This window comes from Xenorhabdus sp. PB30.3, assembly GCF_963895965.1.
In the GTDB taxonomy this organism is placed as follows: Bacteria; Pseudomonadota; Gammaproteobacteria; order Enterobacterales; family Enterobacteriaceae; genus Xenorhabdus; species Xenorhabdus stockiae.
On the sequence record NZ_CAWQMW010000001.1, the window covers coordinates 71993 to 94587 of the forward strand.

Here is a 22595-nt window from a genome sequence, read left to right on the forward strand (position 1 = left end):
GCTCCTACCCTCAAAAATATTGACTAAAAACAGTAATCACACCCCCAGCGCATATTTCAGCGCTAGTTTTTTCAGTGCGCCTGAGCGCTGCGCTGCCATCAAGGCCAGATTACGCATAGTTTTCAATCCCGGCAGATCATGGCTGAATGCAGTGTGAAAAAGATCCATTCCCGCCTGCATAACCAAATTATCCGGCATTCTGCGACGTTGATACCGCATCAGTACAGTCAGGGAATCCCACTCTTCCAGTGATTCTTTGGCATCAATCAATACGTTAAGTAAAGTATCTACATCCCGATAGCCCAGATTGACGCCCTGCCCTGCCAGTGGGTTGATTGTATGAGCTGCATCTCCCAGCAAAACCAGCCCTTCACGTACATAATCACTGGCATGATGGCGGGTCAGAGGAAATGAACCCGCAGCAATCGGAGTCACTTTACCCAAACGGGCCGGAAACGCCTGAAATATTTCCCGCTCAAGCTGTGTCATTGACATCGCCTGTAACTGACGAATGCGGGCGGGAGAGTCATACCATACCAGCGATGCCCACTGATCGAATAACGGTAGAAAGGCTCTGGGACCAGAAGGAAAAAATTGCTGCCATGTTATGTCCTGCTGAGGTTGTTCCGTTTTAACAGTTATCAACATACACGCCTGACGATATTGCCATCCCCTGCTGCCAATTCCCGCTAATTGCCGAACCTGAGAACGGGCGCCATCAGCACCGATAATCAAACGAGTGTTTAATACCGTACCATCAGTCAATTCAAGCTGCCATGTTTTATGGTCACCATGACGCTGCATCGATTTCAGCTCTGCGGGGCAAAACAGTGTCAGGTTAGGATACCGTTCAAACTCCTGCCACAAAGCCAGTTGCAGAATACGGTTTTCTACCATGTACCCAAGTTCAGGCAGGCCGAGGCTTACTGCATCAAAAATCACATTGGAATCATTCTGTTCCCATGTCTCCAGCTTCCGATAAGGTGCGCTACGCATCTGTACAACATGTTCCCAAGCACCCAATTGCTTCAGTAAATCCACGGATGCCCGACTAATGGCAGAAATACGAATATCCGGTTCACTTTCTGCACAATAGGGTTGTGGCGGCTGATGTTCCAACAGAGCGACACGCCAGCCTTCCTGCGCCAATCCCAATGCCGTTGCCGCTCCAATCATCCCGGCACCCACGATAACCATATCGAATTTTTGTTGTGGATTATTCATATTCATCACGCTATTAACTTCTTGATTAAAATAGTGTACCGGAATTTTCCCTTTCCGGCTGTGAATATCCGGTGTTACAGTCTGGTCACTGGTGCCTCAAATGAATACAATAGTCTGTAACATTATGCTAAACACACTGTATTCAATATGCTGGTTCAATAGACTATGCTTTTCAGTGTTGACGCATCATTCCACTGGAAACACCGGATACACAAAATGTCGACGATAAAAAAACTGTATATCAAAACCTGGGGCTGTCAGATGAATGAATACGATTCATCCAAGATGGCCGACCTGCTGGAAACCACTCACGGTTATCAGTTAACCGATATCGCCGAAGACGCAGATATCTTACTCTTGAATACTTGTTCAATCCGTGAAAAGGCCCAAGAAAAAGTCTTTCACCAACTCGGGCGCTGGAAAGGGCTGAAAGACAAAAACCCTGAAGTTATCATTGGCGTTGGGGGCTGTGTGGCTTCTCAGGAAGGGGATTACATTCGCCAGCGTGCACCGAGTGTTGATATTATATTCGGGCCACAAACCCTGCACCGCCTGCCGGAAATGATTAATCATGTGAAAGGCACCCGCAGCCCTGTTGTTGATATCAGTTTCCCTGAGATCGAGAAATTCGACCGCCTGCCAGAACCCCGTGCTGATGGCCCGACGGCTTTTGTTTCTATCATGGAAGGCTGTAATAAATACTGCACATTCTGTGTGGTTCCTTACACCCGTGGGGAAGAAGTCAGCCGTCCTTGTGATGATATTCTGTTTGAAATTGCTCAGCTTGCTGCGCAGGGTGTGCGTGAAGTAAACCTGCTCGGCCAGAACGTGAATGCTTATCGCGGTGCAACATTTGACGGAGATATCTGCACATTTGCTGAATTACTGCGTCTGGTTGCTGCTATTGACGGAATCGACCGCATACGCTTCACCACCAGCCATCCGATTGAATTTACCGACGATATCATCGCCGTGTATGAAGACACCCCTGAACTGGTCAGCTTCCTGCACTTACCTGTCCAGAGTGGCTCTGACCGCATTCTGACTCTGATGAAACGTGCTCATACTGCGCTGGAATATAAAGGAATTATTCGCCGTTTGCGGAAGGCTCGCCCTGATATCCTGATCAGTTCAGATTTCATCATTGGTTTCCCGGGTGAAACACAGGATGACTTTGAAAAAACAATGAAATTAATTGCTGATGTTAATTTCGACATGAGCTTCAGTTTTATTTATTCAGCACGTCCGGGTACCCCTGCGGCCGATTTACCGGATGATGTGAGTGAAGACGAGAAAAAACAGCGTCTGTACCTGCTCCAGCAACGTATAAATCAACAAGCTATGAGCTTCAGCCGGGCGATGATTGGCAGTACTCAGCGTGTTCTAGTTGAAGGCCCATCCCGTAAGAATATTATGGAGCTTTCTGGACGCACGGAAAATAACCGTGTAGTTAATTTTGAAGGCGCACCTGATATGATTGGCAAATTTGTTGATGTTGAAATTGTCGACGTCTATGCCAATTCCCTGCGCGGTAAGGTCATCCGCACCGAAGATGAAATGGATTTACGTGTCTATGAATCACCTGAATCAGTCATTGCCCGAACCCGTAAGGAAGACGAAATCGGTGTTGGCATTTATCAGCCTTCATAACAAGTCAGCCTTAATGACAGGATAGCCGTAAAAGAACAGGATAACTTTAACAAATAGGCCGGATTCACAGGCCTTAACATAGAGATAATCAGTGACACAAATCAACCCACAAGTAGCAACACAAGAGATCTTTCTGGAACCCGCAGATAATCAGCGATTAATGAGCCTGTGTGGCCCACTTGATGACAATCTGAAACAACTTGAGCGTCGCTTGGGAATAGAGATAAACCGCCGCGACAATCGTTTCAAATTGGTGGGCAAGCCACTGTGTGTCAGCGCAGTAGCCAGTATACTGCGCCGCCTGTATGTTGAAACCGCCCCTGTACGCGGAGTGATACCGGATCTTGAACCTGAGCAGATTCATCTGGCTATCACGGAAACCCGCGTACTGGAGCAAACAGCAGAAAGCGTCCCTGACTACGGTAAGGCCGTGAATATCAAAACCAAACGGGGGGTAGTCAAACCCCGTACACCTAATCAGGCTCAGTATATTGCCAATATTCTTAGTCATGATATTACGTTTGGTATCGGGCCTGCGGGAACGGGTAAAACCTATCTGGCCGTTGCAGCAGCGGTTGATGCACTGGAGCGTCAGGAAATCCGCCGGATATTGCTCACCCGCCCTGCTGTTGAAGCCGGGGAAAAACTGGGCTTTCTGCCGGGGGATCTGAGCCAGAAAGTCGATCCTTATCTACGTCCGCTTTACGATGCATTATTTGAGATGCTGGGATTTGAAAAAGTTGAGAAGCTGATCGAAAGAAATGTCATTGAAGTCGCTCCACTGGCCTATATGCGTGGACGGACGCTCAATGATGCCTTTATTATTCTCGACGAAAGCCAGAATACAACCATCGAACAGATGAAAATGTTTCTGACCCGTATTGGTTTCAACTCCAAAGCAGTTATCACTGGTGATGTCACCCAGATAGACCTGCCTAGAGGCCAGAAATCAGGCCTGAGTCATGCGATGGAAGTTTTATCTGACGTTGATGACCTTAGCTTTAACTTTCTCTACAGCGAAGATGTTGTGCGCCATCCGGTGGTTGCCAAAGTCGTTATCGCCTATGAAATATGGGAAGCCGCTGAGCAGAAACGTAAACAGGCGCTTAATGAAAAGCGCAGGCAGGAAGCACAATGAGTTCAGTTATATTAGATTTACAGATTGCATGTGAAAAACCAGAAGGGCTTCCTGAGGAGGTCCTGTTCCAAAACTGGCTGGAAGGCGTTTTGCCGCAATTTCAGGCAGAAAGTGAAGTCACAATCCGTTTAGTTGATGAGGCAGAAAGCCACGAATTAAACCTCACTTATCGAGGGAAAGACAAACCAACCAATGTGTTATCTTTCCCGTTTGAAGCTCCGCCTGAAGTTGAACTACCCTTGCTCGGTGATTTAATCATATGCCGTCAGGTTGTTGAAAAAGAAGCTCAGGAGCAGCAAAAAACAGTCGAAGAACACTGGGCACATATGGTGATACACGGCTGTCTTCATCTGCTTGGATATGACCATATTGAAGATGAAGAAGCAGAAGAAATGGAATCTCTGGAAACAGAAATTCTGGGAAAAATGGGTTATCCTGATCCCTATCTTGCGGAAAAAGAATAACCACCAATAATATTTTTATGATAAATATTACGATCACTTTAATTAATGAGGAAATACAATTAGAACGCCATGAGCGACGACCATCCTTCTAGTAACGATAGCCCTGGACCTAAGAAAGGCTTTTTTGCACTTCTTAATCAGATTTTCCACGGTGAGCCGAAAAACCGCGATGATTTAGTTGAACTGATCCGTGATTCAGAACAGAACGACCTCATCGACCCCGATACCCGAGAAATGCTCGAAGGGGTGATGGATATTGCTGACCAGCGTGTGCGTGACATTATGATCCCACGCTCACAAATCGTTACCTTAAAACGCAACCAGCCTCTGGACGAATGTCTGGATGTCATTATCGAGTCAGCCCACTCCCGTTTTCCTGTGATCAGCGAGGATAAAGATCACATTGAAGGCATTCTGATGGCAAAAGATCTTCTGCCATTTATGCGTACGAACGCAGAACCTTTCAGCATTGATAAAGTTCTGCGGCAAGCGGTGGTGGTGCCGGAAAGTAAGCGCGTTGACCGATTGCTGAAAGAGTTTCGTTCCCAACGCTACCATATGGCGATTGTTATCGATGAATTCGGCGGTGTTTCCGGTCTGGTCACGATTGAAGATATACTTGAACTGATTGTAGGCGAAATTGAAGACGAGTACGACGATGACGAAGATAACGACATTCGTGCCCTGAGCCGCCATACTTATTCAGTACGAGCATTGGCTCAGATTGAAGATTTCAACGATATTTTCGGCACTAATTTCAGTGATGAAGAAGTTGATACCATAGGCGGATTGGTCATGCAGGCATTCGGGCATCTGCCTTCCCGTGGAGAATCCATCAGCATTAATGGCTATCATTTCAAAGTAGCCATGGCAGATAGCCGTAAAATCATTCAGGTTCATGTAAAAATACCGGATGATGCTGAAGTTCCTGGCCTTGATAAAGACTAATGGGATCTGGATGAACAAAACCTCATTAATAAGTTGCCAGCGGCTGCGTGCCTTGCTGGCGCTTTTCTTCGGAGCCAGTGGAACACTGGCTTTTTCACCTTTTGATTTCTGGCCTGCTGCTCTTATCTCCCTCTTTGGCCTGCAAATCCTGACGTTAAACCGAACCAGCCGACAAGCAGCCTTTATTGGTTTCTGCTGGGGGCTTGGGTTGTTCGGCAGCGGAACAAACTGGGTTTATGTCAGCATTGCCGGTTTCGGGGGTATGCCAACCGCCATTAATATCTTTTTAGTTGTTTTGTTGGCGGCTTACCTTGCGCTCTATCCAGCTCTGTTTGCCGGGTTACTTAACCGTTTTTTCCCTGCTTCAAACGGGATCAGGCTGATGATTGCCAGCCCTGCTCTGTGGCAGTTAACGGAATTTTTACGTGGCTGGGTACTTACCGGTTTTCCGTGGCTACAATTTGGTTACAGTCAAATTGATGGCCCGTTAAAAGCCATTGCGCCGGTTTTCGGGGTAGAAGGTATTACTTTCCTGTTGATGATTATCAGCGGGTTGCTGGTTTTTGCTACCGTACATAAAAAAACCGTGGCTGCCATCGCTGCCATTGCTTTGCTGATGTTACCGTGGCCAATGAGGCATTATCAGTGGTATACCTTACTACCGGAAAAATCGGCTGATATAGCACTGGTACAAGGGAATATCCCTCAGGAAATAAAATGGGATCCTTCAGCATTGGGCAAAACACTGGATATCTATCTGGATAACAGCCGCCCTTTCATTGGAAAAGTTCCCATCATTATCTGGCCAGAAGCAGCAATTCCTGACTATGAACACGACCAGAGTCTCTTCCTGACCAAACTGGATGCGTTGCTCAGGCAACATCACACCAGCCTGATTACCGGTATTCCCGATGCACGACCAACATTAGACGGATACAAATTCTATAACAGCATTATTGTGTTAGGAGAGAAAACGCCTTACCAGTATCCGGCGGCTGACCGCTATGACAAACATCACCTTGTGCCGTTTGGTGAATTTGTACCGCTGGAATCATTACTGCGTCCATTGGCGCCCTTATTTAACCTGCCAATGTCCTCTTTCAGTCAGGGCAGTTATATACAGCCTCAGCTTTCTGTGGCTGGTTATGACATTACTGCTGCTATCTGTTATGAAATCATTTTGGGTGAGCAAGTCCGCGATAATTTCAAACCCAGTACAGAATTTTTGCTGACAATTTCCAACGACGCATGGTTCGGTCAATCTATTGGCCCGTGGCAACACTTCCAGATGGCGCGGATGCGCTCTCTTGAACTGGGTCGCCCATTATTACGGGGCACCAATAATGGCATTACTGCCGTAATCAGGCCAGATGGTTCAATACAGGCTGAAATTCCGCAGTTCACCCGTCAGGTTTTGGAAACCGAAGTCACTCCAGCCAGCGGGATCACCCCTTATTTCCGTATTGGGAACTGGCCGGTTTGGGGAATGACTGTATTGTTTATTTTGGTCGGATTAATCAGAAACCGCCGCCATACTTAGTTAAGTATTTAACAATACCCCCTAAAAATCCTCCAAAGAATAAGTTCAGAATGTATTTACATACTGAACTTATTCTTTCTCGTATATCATGTTAGGTAATTTCTCCAAGACGAATCCCTCCATTAGTTCCATTTCTAAAATATTCACAAAAAACACAAAAACAGCCTAAAAAATCACCGCACTACGGTATTTATTCCTAAAAAGTGCAAACTGTGAACAAGATTCAAAATTATTTGCCACAAAATCACACTTAAACAAAATTGTTTGTTTATAGTTCGAGTTGGCTCGCAAAATAAAAACATCAATGTTTCAAAAAAGTAACATTATGAATTATTTTTTTACGACTCATACACAAAACAATATTAGAAATTAATTTCTATGTTAACGATATCTGTAAAACAGAAATAAAAGCATAGATCCACCCCCTGCAAACAAACCCAGTATTGAATAAAACAACCACATGAAGGAGCTGTATATGCGTAAGTTGATGTTAGCCACAATGTTCCTTAGCGCGGTAGGAGCTGCCCATGCTGAGGAACTGACCGGCACACTGAAAAAAATTAAAGACAGTGGAGTTGTTGCTGTCGGGCACAGAGAATCTTCTGTTCCATTTGCTTATTATGATGGAAAACAGAATGTTGTCGGTTTCGCTCAGGACCATTCCAATTTAATCGTGGAAGCGATTAAGAAAAAAATTGGTGCTCCTGATCTACAAGTAAAATTGATTCCGGTTACCTCCCAGAACCGTATTCCATTACTCCAAAATGGTACTTTTGATTTTGAATGTGGTTCAACCACCAATACTCCCGAGCGCCAAAAACAGGCCGCATTCTCCAATACTATTTTTATCGTCAATACCCGCCTTCTGACCAATAAAGATTCAGGTATCAAAGGATTTGATGATCTGGGTGGAAAAAATGTTGTTGTCAGTGCCGGTACAACATCTGAAATGTTGCTGAATAAGCTCAATGACGAGAAAAAAATGAAGATGCGTATTATCAGCGCAAAAGATCATGGTGATTCATTCCGGACACTGGAATCAGGCCGTGCTGTCGCCTTCATGGTTGATGATGCGCTCTTGGCAGGAGAGCGCGCCAAAGCGAAAAAACCTGAACAGTGGATTATCGTTGGTGAACCGCAATCTAAAGAAGCTTATGGCTGTCTGATGCGCAAGGATGACCCTCAGTTCAAGAAGCTGCTGGATGAAACGGTTGCAGAAATACAGACGTCAGGCAAAGCCGCAGAAAGGTTCGATATCTGGTTCAAGCAGCCGATTCCACCCAAAAATCTGAATATGAATTTTACTCTGTCTGATGAGATGAAAGAGCTGTTCAAAGCACCAAATGATAAGTCATTGAATTAATTATAAACCTAAAACCTCGATTTCATTGGCACGACGGGTATGAGGTAGCCGTTTCCTACCTCATTTTTATGTTTCAGGGAGCATATGTATGTCAATTGATTGGAACTGGGGCATCTTTCTACAGGAAGCGCCTTTTGGTAATACCACCTATCTGGGGTGGATCATTTCTGGATTTCAGGTAACTGTCGCTCTTTCAATATGTGCCTGGGTTATTGCATTTATTGTCGGTTCTTTTTTCGGCATTCTGCGAACTGTCCCGAATAAATTTCTTTCCGGGTTAGGAACCTGCTATGTCGAACTATTTCGTAACGTTCCCCTTATAGTCCAGTTTTTTATATGGTATCTGGTTGTTCCGGAATTCCTGCCCAAAAACCTGAGTGACTGGTTCAAAATGGACTTAGATCCTAATATCCAGTTTTTCCTTTCCTCATTGGTTTGTCTCGGATTATTTACCGCAGCACGAGTATGTGAGCAAGTCAGGGCTGCTATTCAATCCCTGCCACGGGGACAAAAAGCCGCAGGGCTGGCAATGGGGCTGACTCTGCCTCAGACTTACCGTTACGTTCTGCTACCCAACGCTTATCGTGTCATTACGCCACCCATGACCTCAGAAATGCTCAATCTGGTGAAAAACTCCGCGATTGCTTCAACTATCGGTCTGGTGGATATGGCAGCACAGGCAGGGAAATTACTGGATTATTCAGCACATGCCTATGAAACATTTACTGTTATCACACTGGCATATGTGGGTATCAATCTCGTGATTATGCTGGCAATGAGCATACTAGAGAAAAAAATACAGCTGCCGGGCAACATAGGAGGGAAATAGAACATGTATCAATTTGACTGGAGTTCAATTGTTCCCAGCCTGCCGCTTCTGTTGGATGGATTAATCATCACCGCAGAGATCACACTGATAGCTATCGTGATTGGCATTGCCTGGGGAACCATTCTGGCAATGATGCGGCTTTCTTCCATTAAGGCTCTGAGCTGGTTTGCGGCCCTGTATGTTAACCTCTTCCGTTCCGTACCTCTGGTAATGGTATTGTTATGGTTCTATTTAATTGTGCCTAGCTTAGTCCAAAATGTTCTGGGTATATCACCAAAAACTGATATCCGATTAATCTCTGCAATGGTAGCGTTCTCAATTTTTGAAGCGGCCTATTATTCTGAAATTATCCGGGCCGGTATCCAGAGTATTTCCCGTGGTCAGTCAGCCGCATCGCTGGCATTAGGGATGACACACATGCAAAGTATGCGTTTGGTCATTCTGCCACAGGCATTTCGGGCAATGATACCGTTGCTGCTGACGCAGGGCATTGTATTATTTCAGGATACTTCTCTGGTATACGTATTGAGTCTGGCGGATTTTTTCCGTACAGCAAGTAATATCGGTGAACGTGACGGTACACAGGTTGAAATGGTTCTGTTTGCCGGGTTGGTTTATTTTATTATTAGTTTTTCCGCCTCGATGCTGGTTAACTATTTAAAGAAAAGGACTATTTAATGATCTCGCTGAAAAATGTATCCAAATGGTATGGCCAGTTTCAGGTGCTGAATGACTGTTCAACTGAAGTCAAAAAAGGCGAAGTCGTGGTCGTCTGCGGGCCTTCTGGTTCTGGCAAATCCACACTCATAAAAACGGTCAACGGCCTCGAGGCTGTCCAGCAAGGTGAAATTTCGGTCAATGGAACAAAAGTCAATGATAAAAAAACCGATCTGGCACAATTACGTTCCCAAGTCGGCATGGTATTTCAACATTTTGAACTGTTTCCTCATCTGTCGATCATAGACAATCTGACGCTGGCTCAGGTTAAAGTTCTCAAGCGCGATAAGCAGGCAGCAACAGAAAAAGGCCTGAAACTGCTAGATAGAGTTGGGTTATCAAACCACGCCCATAAATTCCCTTCCCAGCTTTCCGGCGGGCAACAGCAGAGGGTAGCTATCGCACGTGCTCTCTGTATGGATCCGATTGCCATGCTGTTTGACGAACCCACTTCTGCCCTTGATCCAGAAATGATCAATGAAGTGCTGGATGTAATGGTTGAACTGGCTAACGAAGGAATGACCATGATGGTCGTTACCCATGAAATGGGGTTTGCAAAAAAAGTGGCTCACCGCGTTATCTTTATGGATGAGGGAGCAATTGTCGAAGACAGCAGAAAAGAAGATTTCTTCGTCAACCCTAAATCAGAACGCGCCCGCGATTTTCTGGCAAAAATTCTGCACTGATGACGTTCCTGGCCGGCGGTATCAACATACCGCCGGCTTTAAGCCACATCTGTGCCCGGTAGGAAAGATAAAGAGGGGTAAAAATTCACTAATTTTCTGTGTTGTGCCACTAACAGGTGTTGTTGCCCCTATTCCTATCCGCTATGCTATGGCATCTTAAATTTCATAAACAAACATACTCGCTATACCCAATAAATTTCGAGTTGCTTCGCGTCGGCAGGGAGTTAATCCCAGATAGCCCAACAAAGAGACAGCCTGAAAGGTGAAGGGCATAAAGGCGTAGCATTATTACTCACCATAGGATCATCGGTGCCATGCAAGAACAATATCGTCCAGAAGACATAGAGCAACAAGTCCAGCTTCATTGGCAAGAGAAGCAAACTTTTAAAGTGACCGAAGACAGCAGCAAAGAAAAATACTACTGCCTGTCCATGCTACCTTACCCTTCTGGCCGACTACATATGGGCCATGTCCGTAACTACACTATTGGTGATGTGATTTCCCGTTACCAACGTATGCTTGGTAAAAATGTCCTGCAACCTATCGGTTGGGATGCATTCGGTTTACCGGCGGAAGGCGCGGCAGTTAAAAACAATACCGCACCAGCACCGTGGACTTATTCCAATATCGAATACATGAAAGGCCAGCTTAAAATGCTGGGATTTGGTTACGACTGGGATCGTGAAGTCACAACCTGTACACCAGAATATTATCGCTGGGAACAATGGTTCTTCACCAAACTGTATGAAAAAGGTCTGGTTTACAAAAAAACCTCTGCAGTGAACTGGTGTCCGAACGATCTGACCGTTCTGGCGAATGAGCAGGTTATTGATGGTTGCTGCTGGCGCTGTGACAGCCCTGTAGAACGTAAAGAGATCCCGCAGTGGTTTATTAAAATCACCGATTACGCGGAAGAATTGCTGAACGATCTGGATAAGCTGGAAGAGTGGCCTGAGCAGGTCAAAGTTATGCAGCGTAACTGGATTGGCCGTTCAGAAGGTGCTGAAATCACCTTTAATGTTGCTGACAGTCAGGAAAAACTGACCGTCTATACCACCCGCCCGGATACCTTTATGGGGGCTACCTATGTTGCTGTAGCCGCGGGTCATCCTCTGGCAAAACAGGCTGCAGAAAACAATTCTGAGCTGGTAGAATTTATCAACGAATGCCGTAATACCAAAGTTGCTGAAGCAGATATGGCAACAATGGAGAAAAAAGGCATGCCGACCGGTATGTTCGTAATCCATCCATTGACTAACGAAAAAATGCCTATCTGGGTTGCCAACTTCGTTCTGATGGAATACGGCACAGGCGCAGTTATGGCGGTTCCGGGCCATGATCAGCGTGACTGGGAATTCGCAACTAAATACAACCTGCCAATCAAAGCGGTCATTCTGGACAACGAGGGTAATGTACCAAACGTTCAGGAAAGCGTATTTACCGATAAAAACGCGCTGGTCAATTCCGGCGAATTCAGTGGGCTGAGCCATGAAGACGGCTTCAATGCTATCGCTGATAAACTGGTTGAAATGGGTGTAGGCAAACGCAAAGTTAACTATCGCCTGCGTGACTGGGGAGTTTCCCGTCAGCGTTACTGGGGTGCACCAATTCCAATGGCAACACTGGAAGATGGTACAGTAGTTCCGGTTCCTGAAGATCAACTGCCGGTTATTCTGCCGGAAGATGTTGTAATGGATGGCATCACCAGCCCAATCAAAGCAGATCCGGAATGGGCCAAAACGACTATTAATGGTCAGCCTGCATTACGTGAAACGGATACCTTCGATACCTTTATGGAATCGTCATGGTATTACGCTCGTTATACCTGCCCGGATTATGATAAAGGCATGCTTGATCCTGCCGCTGCTAACTACTGGCTGCCAGTGGATCAATATATTGGTGGTATTGAACACGCCATTATGCACCTGATGTATTTCCGTTTCTTCCACAAACTGATGCGTGATGCGGGTCTGGTCAATTCAGATGAGCCAGCAAAACATCTGCTGTGTCAGGGCATGGTTCTGGCAGAAGCCTTCTACTACACTGGCAGCAACGGTGAAAAAATCTGGGTATCTCCGGCTGATGCTATTGTTGAACGTGACGAGAAAGGCCGCATCACTAAAGCAATGGATAGTGATGGTCATGAACTGGTTTATACCGGCATGAGCAAAATGTCCAAATCCAAAAATAACGGTATCGACCCACAACTTATGGTTGATAAATACGGTGCTGATACTGTTCGTTTGTTTATGATGTTCGCTGCACCACCAGAGCTGACTCTGGAATGGCAGGAATCCGGTGTAGAAGGGGCTAACCGCTTCCTGAAACGTGTATGGCGTCTGGTTCACGAGCATGTAAGCAAAAATGCTGATAAAGGCGAAATTCAGCCACTGGATATCACCAGCCTGACAACCGAACAGAAAGATTTGCGTCGTGACCTGCACAAAACTATTGCTAAAGTCACGGATGATATCGGCCGCCGCCAGGCATTCAATACCGCAATAGCCGCTATCATGGAACTGATGAATAAACTGACCCGCGCACCGCTGGAAACAGAGCAAGATCGTGCCTTGATGCAAGAAGCGCTGACAGCCGTTGTACGTATGCTTTCACCTATCACACCACATGCCTGTTTCGTGATGTGGAAAGCACTTGGTAATGAATGTGACATTGATACCGCTGCATGGCCGCAGGCTGATGAAAAAGCCATGGTTGATGATACTAAACTGGTTGTCATTCAGATCAACGGTAAAGTCCGTGGCCGTATCACCGTACCGGCAGATGCGACAAAAGAATACGTTCAGGAGATGGCTTCTCAGGAATACAGCGTAACGAAATACCTTGAAGGCGTCAGTATCCGGAAAGTTATCTATGTTCCGGGTAAATTGCTGAATCTGGTCGTTGGTTAATATTATAGGAAAGAATATGCGACATCGTATTTTCACGTTGTTGCTGGGGTTAGCGGTGCTTGTCACCGCTGGCTGCGGCTTTCATCTACGTGGCACAACACAGGTTCCCAAAGAACTCCAGACATTACAGCTAAACTCTGGTGATCCTTATGGGCCATTGGCACGGGCAGTACGTCAGCAGCTACGTCTGAACGATGTCAGAATTGCTGAACAGGCCAGTGCCTCACTACCAATTCTGAAATTACTGGGTTCAAGTGAAAACAATGTCACGGTTTCAGTCTTTCAGGATGGTAAAGCGGCGGAACGCCAACTGGTGCTGGATGTTGATGCACAGGTTCTGATGCCAAATGGTAACATTTACCCATTAGAGGTCAGGGTTGAACGTTCGTTTTTTGATAACCCATTGGAAGCACTGGCTAAAGATGCAGAAAACGAACTTGTTAAGCAGGAAATGCGTGAACAAGCGGCTCGTCAGCTGATACGCAAACTGCTGACAATTCAAAGTTCAGAGCAACCTAAATCTGCTGAAACACAAAAGCAATGATCAGACTCTATCCTGAACAACTTCTTTCGCAGCTCAATGAAGGGCTGCGAAATAACTACCTGCTATGGGGCAATGAGCCATTGCTGCTACAGGAAAGTCAGGACAGTATCCGGAAGGTAGCTGAGCAGCACGGCTTTCTGGAGCATTTCTCGTTTTCACTGGATAACCATACCGAGTGGGATGAAATCTTCAGTTTATGCCAGTCACTCAGCCTTTTCGCCAGCCGTCAGTCAATTACCCTATTGTTACCTGAAAATGGTCCCAATGCTGCAATGGCGGAACGTCTGGCTAAGCTATCAGAATTACTGCATGACGATGTTTTGCTGATACTCCGTGGGCATAAACTGACCAAGGCACAGGAAAACAGCATCTGGTTCAAAGCAATCGGGAAAGATGGTGTTTATGTCAGCTGCCTCAATCCTGAGCAAAACCGTCTTCCTCAATGGGTCGCACAACGCGCAAAAAGCATGGGCCTGTCACTGGAAGATGAAGCTAACCAGTTACTGTGTTATTGCTACGAAGGAAATCTGCTGGCATTGTCACAGGCGCTGGAGCGGCTCTCACTGCTCTATCCTGATAATCGCCTGACGCTTCATCGGGTCGAAGAGGCTGTCAATGATGCGGCACATTTTGCCCCTTACCATTGGGTCGATGCGCTACTGGCGGGCAAAGTCAAACGCGGATGGCATATCCTGAAACAATTGCGGCAGGAAGATACCGAAGAGATTATTCTGCTTCGTACTATACAGCGAGAACTGATGCTACTGTTAACCCTTAAGCGTCAGGAAAAAACAACACCTTTAAAGACACTGTTTGATCAACATAAAGTCTGGCAAAACCGTCGGATGCTTTTGACTTCGGCATTACAACGGCTATCACTGCAAGATCTGCACTCAGCTATACACTTGTTGACCCAGATGGAGTTGCGCATCAAACAGGATTATGGCCAATCTATTTGGGCTGACCTGGAAACTCTTTCTATGCTGCTGTTATACGGAAAAGACCTCGGAAAAACGCACGGAAAAATATTACCAGAGAGCTTTTTGAATGCTTCACACCACTAATTCATCCTTAACTCATCCATCGTTAAATTCACCGATTATTCATGCTTTATTTGGTGGTACTTTTGATCCCATCCATTATGGTCATTTACGTCCGGTAGAAGCATTAGCAAAACTGGCGGGGCTTAAACAGGTTATTCTGTTACCTAACCATGTTCCGCCACACCGCCCTCAGCCAGAAGCCACCGCTCAGCAACGGCTGGAAATGGTGCGTCTGGCAGTACAGGATAATCCCCTGTTTACTGTTGATACGCGGGAATTGCAGCGCCAGACACCTTCTTACACTATTGATACATTAAAGTCATTCCGTGAAGAAGTCGGTGAGCAGTGTCCGCTGGCATTTATCATCGGGCAGGATTCCCTGCAATCCATTCATACCTGGCATCGCTGGTCTGAATTGCTGGATATCTGTCATTTACTGGTCTGCTCCCGTCCCGGCTATGCAAGGCAGCTTTCAACACCGGAAATGCAGGAATGGCTGGAACAGCATAAAATTGATACTCCCGCACCATTAAGTCATAAATCACATGGTTACATTTATCTGGCCGAAACCCCGTTGTTGGACATTTCAGCAACCGATATTCGCCGCCGCCATCAACAGGGCTTAAACTGTGATGATTTATTACCTCCATTAATACAAAATTATATTGATTCCCAGCAGTTATATAGTTGATAGTTAAATCATATGTGATTTCCCGGCTCAGTAGCTTACGTTTATAGAGACGGGCATGCTATTATTCTGCGTTACTCAACTACTTTGATAAAATTAAGGTGATCCTTTTGCAAGGCACAGAACTACAACAATTTATTATTGATAAACTTGAAGATTCAAAAGCACAGGATATTGTTTCTATAGATGTTCGTGGAAAATCCAGCATTACAGACTGCATGCTGATCTGCACCGGTACATCAAGTCGCCATCTGATGTCAGTCGCTGACAATCTGGTTGATGACTGCCGCGAAGCCGGCATTATGCCTCTGGGTGTCGAAGGACAAGGGATCTCAGACTGGATTGTTGTAGACCTCGGCGAAGTAATGGTGCATGTCATGCAGGAAGACAGTCGCCGGATGTATGAACTGGAAAAACTCTGGAGCTGAGTTTGAAGTTACAACTTGTCGCTGTGGGAACAAAAATGCCGGACTGGGTACAGACCGGCTTCATGGATTACTTACACCGTTTTCCCAAAGATATGCCATTTGAACTGATTGAAATTCCGGCAGGAAAACGGGGCAAAAACGCAGATATCAAACGTATTCTGGAAAAAGAAGGCGAACAAATGTTGTCGGCTGTCGGTAAAGGCAACCGTATTGTCACGCTGGATATCCCCGGCTCCCGTTGGGAAACGCCCCAACTGGCACAACAGCTTGAACGCTGGAAACAGGACGGAAGAAATGTCAGTTTACTGATTGGTGGTCCGGAAGGGTTAGCCCCTGCCTGTAAAGCTGCGGCAGAACAAAGCTGGTCACTTTCCCCACTGACTCTTCCACATCCTCTGGTACGGGTTTTGGTTGCTGAAAGCCTATACCGGGCATGGAGTATCACAACTAATCACCCTTATCATCGGGAATAAATTAGGTAATCTATCACCGTGAATTCTGGTAATGGGATGAAGAATAAACGAACTCCTTTTCGCGATTATACGGCTGAATCAGCCCTCTTTATACGCCGCGCACTCGTGGCGTTTGTTGGCGTTATCCTTTTAACGGGGGTTCTGATTGCCAACCTCTATAATCTCCAGATCACCCGGCACGAAGATTACCAGACACGCTCAAATGGGAACCGTATTAAACTTGTTCCCATTGCGCCAAGCCGTGGACTCATTTATGACCGTAACGGCATACTTCTGGCAGCTAACCGTACAATTTACCAATTGGAAATTGTGCCACAAAAAGTTGATGACCTTGATAAGACACTCAATGAGCTGCGTTCTATCGTCGGGCTAACTGATGAAGATATCGAAAATTTCCAAAAAGAACGGCGACGGGCCCGTCGTTTTACTTCAATTCCCCTGAAGACACCGCTGACTCAGGTACAGGTTGCCCGGTTCTCTGTTAATCAGTACCGTTTCCCCGGACTGGAAATCAGAGGATATCAACGCCGCTATTATCCTTATGGCTCTGCCCTCACCCACGTTATCGGCTATGTATCTAAAATTAATGACAAAGATGTAGAACGGCTCGATCAGGAAGGGATATTACCGGATTATGCGGCGACTCATGATATCGGAAAACTGGGTATTGAACGTTATTACGAATCCATTCTGCATGGCAAACCCGGCTATGAAGAGGTTGAAGTTAATAACCGTGGTAAAGTTATCCGCCAGCTACATGAGCAACCGCCACAAGCAGGTAAAGATATTTATCTGTCAATCGACTTAGAACTGCAAACTTACATTGAAAAAATCCTGACAACCAGCCGGGCCGCCGTTGTTGTTACCGATCCCCGGACTGGTGAAGTGCTGGCGATGGTATCGACTCCAAGCTATGACCCCAATCTGTTTGTTGATGGTATTTCCAGTAAGGATTATAAAGCGCTGCTCAATAACCCTGACCGCCCATTGATTAATCGTGCAACACAAGGCGCATATCCTCCGGCCTCGACAGTAAAACCATTTATTTCTGTTGCAGCGCTAAGCAGCGGTGTTATTACAAAGAATACAACTATCCACGATACAGGAAGATGGCAATTACCTAACTCCAATATGAGTTACCGCGACTGGAAACGTTATGGGCATGGCCTGCTGAATGTGCATAAGGCTATTGTTGAATCGGCTGATACCTTTTTCTATCAGCTCGCCTATGATATGGGTATCGATAGGATCTCCGAGTGGATGATAAAATTTGGATACGGTCAGTTTACCGGTATTGATCTGAAAGAAGAGACTGCGGGTAATATGCCAACCCGGGAATGGAAACAAAAACGCTATAAAAAACCTTGGTATCAAGGTGATACAATATCTGTCGGTATCGGTCAGGGTTACTGGACCGCTACGCCTATGCAGATGGTAAAAGCCCTGATGATATTGATCAATGACGGCGAGGTGAAAACACCACACTTTCTGTTGAAGACTCATCTGAACAATAGCGTCCATCCTTACCATCCTCCAGTCATTGAACCTATCGGAGATATTCATTCCGGCTATTGGGAGATCGCCAAAGAGGGAATGTATGGTGTTGTCAACGCCCCGAACGGTACGGCACGCAGAGCTTTCGCTGGTACTCCCTACAAAGTCGCAGGCAAAACTGGTACAGCTCAGGTATTCAGGTATGAAACCTATAATGCAAGTAAACTTGCAGAACATCTGCGGGATCACAAGCTAATGATTGCTTTTGCTCCTTATGATAATCCAACTGTTGCCATCTCAATTATTTTAGAAAATGGCGGTGCAGGGCCATCTGTTGGCGCTATCGTGCGCCAGATTTTGGATCATATCCTAATCAAGAGTGATAAAGATCCTTCACCTACTGATCCTGCTGATAAAAACAGGTCACTACCCGCTGGGAAGCCAACCCGCGGGACACGAGTTAATGAGTAATGCTATGACAGAATCGCAGAAAAAAGTTCCTTTCTGGAACAGAATACATATAGATACCCCGCTGCTATTGTGCATTCTGCTACTGCTTGCCTACAGCCTTTTTATTATGTGGAGCGCCAGCGGACAAGATGCTGGCATGATGGAACGTAAAGTCGGACAGGTGCTTATCGGGCTGGTGGTTATGGTAGCCCTTGCTCAGGTACCACCCCGAATATATGAAAGTTGGGCTCCTTACCTTTACATTGTCTGTGTGATCCTGCTTATTCTTGTTGATGTTTTCGGGCAAATCAGTAAAGGGGCACAACGCTGGCTGGATCTGGGCATTGTACGTTTCCAGCCTTCAGAAATTGCCAAAATTGCGGTCCCTCTAATGGTGGCCCGCTTTATGAACCGGGACCTTTGCCCCCCTTCCCTGAAAAATACGGGAATTGCATTAATTCTGATTTTCTTACCGACCCTGCTTGTCGCGGCACAACCTGACTTAGGTACATCTATCCTGATCGCCGCATCCGGGCTATTTATCCTGTTTCTGGCTGGCATGAACTGGCGTTTAATCGCGATTGCCGTTGTATTGGCAGCCTGTTTTTTACCGATATTGTGGTTCTTTCTGATGCATGACTATCAACGGGCCAGAGTCATGATGCTGTTAGATCCAGAAAGCGACCCTCTGGGAAAAGGCTACCATATCATTCAATCAAAGATTGCCATTGGCTCGGGCGGATTATTTGGAAAAGGCTGGTTACAGGGCACACAGTCACAATTAGAATTTTTGCCTGAGCGTCATACCGATTTTATTTTTGCGGTTCTGGCAGAAGAACTGGGGTTAGTTGGTGTCATCGTATTACTTGCCCTTTACTTACTGATCATTATCCGTGGGCTGATTATTGCAGCCAAAGCACAAAATACTTTCGGCCGTGTCATGGTTGGGGGGCTAATATTGATACTGTTTGTTTATGTTTTCGTTAACATTGGTATGGTTAGCGGTATCTTGCCAGTGGTCGGCGTGCCCCTGCCACTAGTCAGCTATGGAGGCTCGGCATTAATCGTCTTAATGGCTGGATTCGGCATTATCATGTCGATACATACCCATCGCAAGTTATTATCCAAAAGTCTATGAGGAAGAGATTTCATGCGTCAACAATGGCTTATTCTCGGCATAGTGGCTGTACTGATTTCAGGCTGTACAACAAAAAATGAAAAAGGCGCCACCTCCGTTCTGCCCATTCCGACCCGTGATGTTTTAGGTGCAGAGCCTGTCTATGAGCCTTATCACCCCAGTGCTAATCAGGATTACACAAAGGACGGTGTGAATTATCACATCGTCAAGGATCCGGCCCAATTTACTCAGACAGGGTATGCCAGTGTATTTGGTGAAGAATCCACCGGGAAATTGACCGCGATTGGAGAACGGGATACCCCCTATGCACTGACAGCCGCCCACCCGACACTATCAATACCGGGCTATGTGCGGGTTACTAATTTAAGTAATGGACGTATGATAATTGTCAGGGTTAATGATCGTGGCCCTTATAATAAGTCGGGAAAAATTATCGAATTATCACGGGCTGTTGCTGATCGCCTGAATTTAATGCCGCAAAGCAAAGTTAAGCTGGATGGCATTCAGGTTGCTCCTGATGGCTCACTTGCGGGGTTGGGTACAGAAGGTTCAACTATTATCAAACAAAGCTACGCCCTACCCGGCAGACCTGCGCTGAATCCGTCATCATCAGCTTCTGCCACAGGCATGGCCTCCGGTTTATCTGAGCAAACTCACTCAGAACAGAATCCATCCGCAAATGCAAATACTGTCAACACTGATAGTCAAAGCACCTCACAACCTGAAAAGCCTGCTTCTGTGCAGGAAACCGTACAGGAGACTCCGGCACAAACAAAGTCAGTTGTCACATCTTCTGCTACACCAGAATCCGCTGACGTATCAGGTTATATGGTACAAGTTGGCGCGGTCAGTACCGAAGCTAAGGCCAGAGAGTGGCAGCAGTCGTTAAGTAAACGCTTTGATACTCCCGGAAGAGTGATTCAATTTGGTCATGTTTACCGCGTGCAACTAGGGCCTTTCAATGCCCGCCAGCAAGCCGTAGAGTTACAAAAGAAATTAACGGCTCAAATGCAGCAATCTTCCTTTATTACTACTCCGTGATTAGCAGCTCCCCACTGATATTTGCCTTTATTCAGGCCATTATTAGTGGGGAGAAACCAAGTAAAATACAGGCAGTCATCGAGTACAGCGCCATCGAGTAAAAAAGTGCAAATATACTTCTGTCCCGATTTTGTTTAATGTCACTCTTTTCGTCATTTGTTATGATGTGACTTATCTTTTATCAATGCTTCTTCACGGATGTTATCTAATCAATCATGAAATACATAGTTACTTCCCGTTTTATTAAAAATGCCACGCTGAGCATTGCTCTGGCAGCCAGTGCTTCTGCATTCGCCAACACTGAGGATAGCTTCAAAACCATGATCCCCGGTGTTCCACAACTCGATGCCGAAGCCTATATTCTGATTGATTACAATTCAGGAAAAATATTGGCTGAAAAGAATTCAGATGTCCGCCGTGATCCTGCCAGCCTGACCAAAATGATGACCAGTTATGTTATTGGTCAGGCTATTAAATCCGGGAAAATTAGCCCGAATGATGTCGTTACCGTGGGTAAAGATGCCTGGGCAACAGGAAATCCTATTTTCAAAGGCTCCTCCCTGATGTTTTTAAAACCCGGCGATCAAGTTTCTGTTGCCATGCTTTCCCGCGGTATTAACCTGCAATCAGGTAATGATGCCTGTGTCGCAATGGCGGATTATGTAGCAGGTAGTCAGGACGCATTTGTCAGCCTGATGAATAAATATGTTCAGAGCTTAGGATTAAAAAATACTCATTTTCAGACGGTTCATGGTCTGGATGCAGCAGGTCAATACAGCTCTGCTCATGATATGGCTCTGATTGGTCAGGCGCTAGTCCGTGATGTACCAGATGAATACTCCATCTATAAAGAAAAAGAATTCACTTACAACAACATTCGCCAGCCTAACCGTAACGGCTTACTGTGGGATAAGAGCCTGAATGTTGATGGTATTAAAACAGGGCATACCAGCGGTGCAGGCTATAACCTTGTCTCTTCCGCCACGGAAGGCAATATGCGTCTGATTGCTACGGTAATGGGCAGCCCGACCTTCAAAGGCCGTGAAACAGACAGTAAAAAACTGCTGACCTGGGGCTTCCGTTTCTTTGAAACTGTTTCTCCTTTGCAGGCAGGTAAAGAATTTGCCTCTGAACCCGTCTGGTTCGGTGATAACGATAAAGTACAACTGGGCGTCGAAAAAGATGTTTATCTGACTATTCCCCGTGGTCGCCTGAAAGATCTGAAAGCCAGCTATGTTCTGAACAGCAATGAGTTACATGCCCCACTTCCCCAGAATCAGGTTGTTGGCACCATCAATTTCCAGCTTGATGGTAAAACGATTGAGCAACGTCCACTGGTCGTGATGCAGGAAGTGAAAGAAGGTGGTTTCTTTAGCCGTCTGATTGATTATATCCGTTTGATGTTCCATCACTGGCTTGGCTGATATCTTGAAAAATTAAAGTTAAACCACATATTCATATAACTTGTCAGAAAATAGTTATGCTACGGTAGAATGCCTGATTTTACCGTGGCGAATAAATCAGGAGTGCCCATGAAAACGAAATTAAATGAACTGCTTGAGTTCCCCTGCTCATTCACTTACAAAGTGATGGGCTTAGCTCAGCCTGAGCTGGTGGACCATGTTGTTGAAGTGGTTCAGCGCCACGCACCGGGCGATTACTCCCCAGATGTGAAACCAAGCAGCAAAGGCAACTACCACTCTGTTTCTATTACCATCAATGCAACTCACATTGAGCAGGTTGAAACACTGTATGAAGAGTTAGGCGCACTGGAACTGGTACGTGTCGTGCTGTAATGCATCACTTTGTTAATCTGTGATTATTTCGA

Annotated in this window: 21 protein-coding genes; 20 read left to right on the plus strand and 1 reads right to left on the minus strand. The window is 45.9% G+C overall.

What is annotated here, in order from left to right; genetic code table 11:
- Window positions 1-36: 36 nt before the first annotated feature.
- The gene (ubiF, locus tag AACX38_RS00230; protein ID WP_228862814.1) at window positions 37-1224 is read right to left on the minus strand and encodes a 3-demethoxyubiquinol 3-hydroxylase; all 1188 of its coding nucleotides are present in this window, start codon (window positions 1222-1224) and stop codon (window positions 37-39) included.
- Between the two features lie 216 nt (window positions 1225-1440).
- On the opposite strand from ubiF, the gene miaB reads away from it, so the two are divergent.
- The 20 genes from miaB (at window position 1441) to ybeD (ending at window position 22563) form a co-directional block, all read left to right on the plus strand.
- Window positions 1441-2874, plus strand: a complete 1434-nt coding sequence (miaB, locus tag AACX38_RS00235) for a tRNA (N6-isopentenyl adenosine(37)-C2)-methylthiotransferase MiaB (RefSeq protein WP_099121698.1) — start codon at window positions 1441-1443, stop codon at window positions 2872-2874.
- 160 nt (window positions 2875-3034) lie between these two features.
- A complete protein-coding gene (locus AACX38_RS00240; protein WP_228862815.1) occupies window positions 3035-4012 on the plus strand; it encodes a PhoH family protein in 978 nt (325 codons plus the stop codon).
- Entirely contained in the window at window positions 4009-4476 is a 468-nt protein-coding gene (gene ybeY / locus AACX38_RS00245; RefSeq protein WP_099121696.1) for an rRNA maturation RNase YbeY, read from the plus strand. The genes AACX38_RS00240 and ybeY overlap by 4 nt, the downstream gene beginning before the upstream one ends.
- Before the next feature lie 69 nt (window positions 4477-4545).
- A complete protein-coding gene (corC, locus tag AACX38_RS00250) occupies window positions 4546-5424 on the plus strand; it encodes a CNNM family magnesium/cobalt transport protein CorC (protein ID WP_228862784.1) in 879 nt (292 codons plus the stop codon).
- A 10-nt stretch (window positions 5425-5434) separates the two neighbouring features.
- Window positions 5435-6964 carry an apolipoprotein N-acyltransferase gene (gene lnt / locus AACX38_RS00255; protein WP_228862785.1) on the plus strand — a complete coding sequence of 510 codons (1530 nt, stop codon included), beginning with the start codon at window positions 5435-5437 and terminating at the stop codon, window positions 6962-6964.
- Window positions 6965-7439: 475 nt separating this feature from the next.
- The gene (locus AACX38_RS00260; RefSeq protein ID WP_099121693.1) at window positions 7440-8327 is read left to right on the plus strand and encodes a glutamate/aspartate ABC transporter substrate-binding protein; all 888 of its coding nucleotides are present in this window, start codon (window positions 7440-7442) and stop codon (window positions 8325-8327) included.
- Between the two features lie 88 nt (window positions 8328-8415).
- Entirely contained in the window at window positions 8416-9156 is a 741-nt protein-coding gene (locus AACX38_RS00265; RefSeq protein ID WP_099124711.1) for an amino acid ABC transporter permease, read from the plus strand.
- A 3-nt stretch (window positions 9157-9159) separates the two neighbouring features.
- On the plus strand, window positions 9160-9834 hold the full coding sequence (gene gltK / locus AACX38_RS00270; RefSeq protein ID WP_099121692.1) for a glutamate/aspartate ABC transporter permease GltK: 675 nt from the start codon (window positions 9160-9162) through the stop codon (window positions 9832-9834).
- Window positions 9834-10559: an amino acid ABC transporter ATP-binding protein gene (locus AACX38_RS00275; protein WP_099121691.1), complete on the plus strand. Its 726-nt coding sequence runs from the start codon at window positions 9834-9836 to the stop codon at window positions 10557-10559. The genes gltK and AACX38_RS00275 overlap by 1 nt, the downstream gene beginning before the upstream one ends.
- A 314-nt stretch (window positions 10560-10873) precedes the next feature.
- A complete protein-coding gene (gene leuS / locus AACX38_RS00280) occupies window positions 10874-13468 on the plus strand; it encodes a leucine--tRNA ligase (RefSeq protein ID WP_228862786.1) in 2595 nt (864 codons plus the stop codon).
- A gap of 16 nt (window positions 13469-13484) precedes the next feature.
- Entirely contained in the window at window positions 13485-14012 is a 528-nt protein-coding gene (gene lptE, locus AACX38_RS00285) for an LPS assembly lipoprotein LptE (RefSeq protein ID WP_099111160.1), read from the plus strand.
- Complete coding sequence (gene holA, locus AACX38_RS00290) at window positions 14009-15076, plus strand: DNA polymerase III subunit delta (protein WP_228862787.1); 1068 nt, start codon at window positions 14009-14011, stop codon at window positions 15074-15076. Before lptE ends, holA begins: the two co-directional genes overlap by 4 nt.
- Window positions 15060-15746 carry a nicotinate-nucleotide adenylyltransferase gene (gene nadD, locus AACX38_RS00295; RefSeq protein ID WP_099121688.1) on the plus strand — a complete coding sequence of 229 codons (687 nt, stop codon included), beginning with the start codon at window positions 15060-15062 and terminating at the stop codon, window positions 15744-15746. Before holA ends, nadD begins: the two co-directional genes overlap by 17 nt.
- Window positions 15747-15844: 98 nt before the next feature.
- Window positions 15845-16171 (plus strand): ribosome silencing factor, encoded by a 327-nt coding sequence (gene rsfS / locus AACX38_RS00300; RefSeq protein ID WP_099111163.1) that lies wholly within the window; start codon window positions 15845-15847, stop codon window positions 16169-16171.
- A 2-nt stretch (window positions 16172-16173) separates the two neighbouring features.
- Window positions 16174-16644, plus strand: a complete 471-nt coding sequence (gene rlmH / locus AACX38_RS00305; protein ID WP_099111164.1) for a 23S rRNA (pseudouridine(1915)-N(3))-methyltransferase RlmH — start codon at window positions 16174-16176, stop codon at window positions 16642-16644.
- A 36-nt stretch (window positions 16645-16680) separates the two neighbouring features.
- Complete coding sequence (gene mrdA / locus AACX38_RS00310; protein ID WP_228862788.1) at window positions 16681-18609, plus strand: peptidoglycan DD-transpeptidase MrdA; 1929 nt, start codon at window positions 16681-16683, stop codon at window positions 18607-18609.
- 4 nt (window positions 18610-18613) lie between these two features.
- Window positions 18614-19726 (plus strand): peptidoglycan glycosyltransferase MrdB, encoded by a 1113-nt coding sequence (mrdB, locus tag AACX38_RS00315; protein WP_099111181.1) that lies wholly within the window; start codon window positions 18614-18616, stop codon window positions 19724-19726.
- A gap of 12 nt (window positions 19727-19738) precedes the next feature.
- Complete coding sequence (rlpA, locus tag AACX38_RS00320) at window positions 19739-20767, plus strand: endolytic peptidoglycan transglycosylase RlpA (protein WP_228862789.1); 1029 nt, start codon at window positions 19739-19741, stop codon at window positions 20765-20767.
- 215 nt (window positions 20768-20982) lie between these two features.
- Complete coding sequence (dacA, locus tag AACX38_RS00325) at window positions 20983-22191, plus strand: D-alanyl-D-alanine carboxypeptidase DacA (RefSeq protein ID WP_228862790.1); 1209 nt, start codon at window positions 20983-20985, stop codon at window positions 22189-22191.
- 108 nt (window positions 22192-22299) lie between these two features.
- Window positions 22300-22563: a DUF493 family protein YbeD gene (gene ybeD / locus AACX38_RS00330; protein ID WP_086953830.1), complete on the plus strand. Its 264-nt coding sequence runs from the start codon at window positions 22300-22302 to the stop codon at window positions 22561-22563.
- Window positions 22564-22595 lie beyond the last annotated feature (32 nt).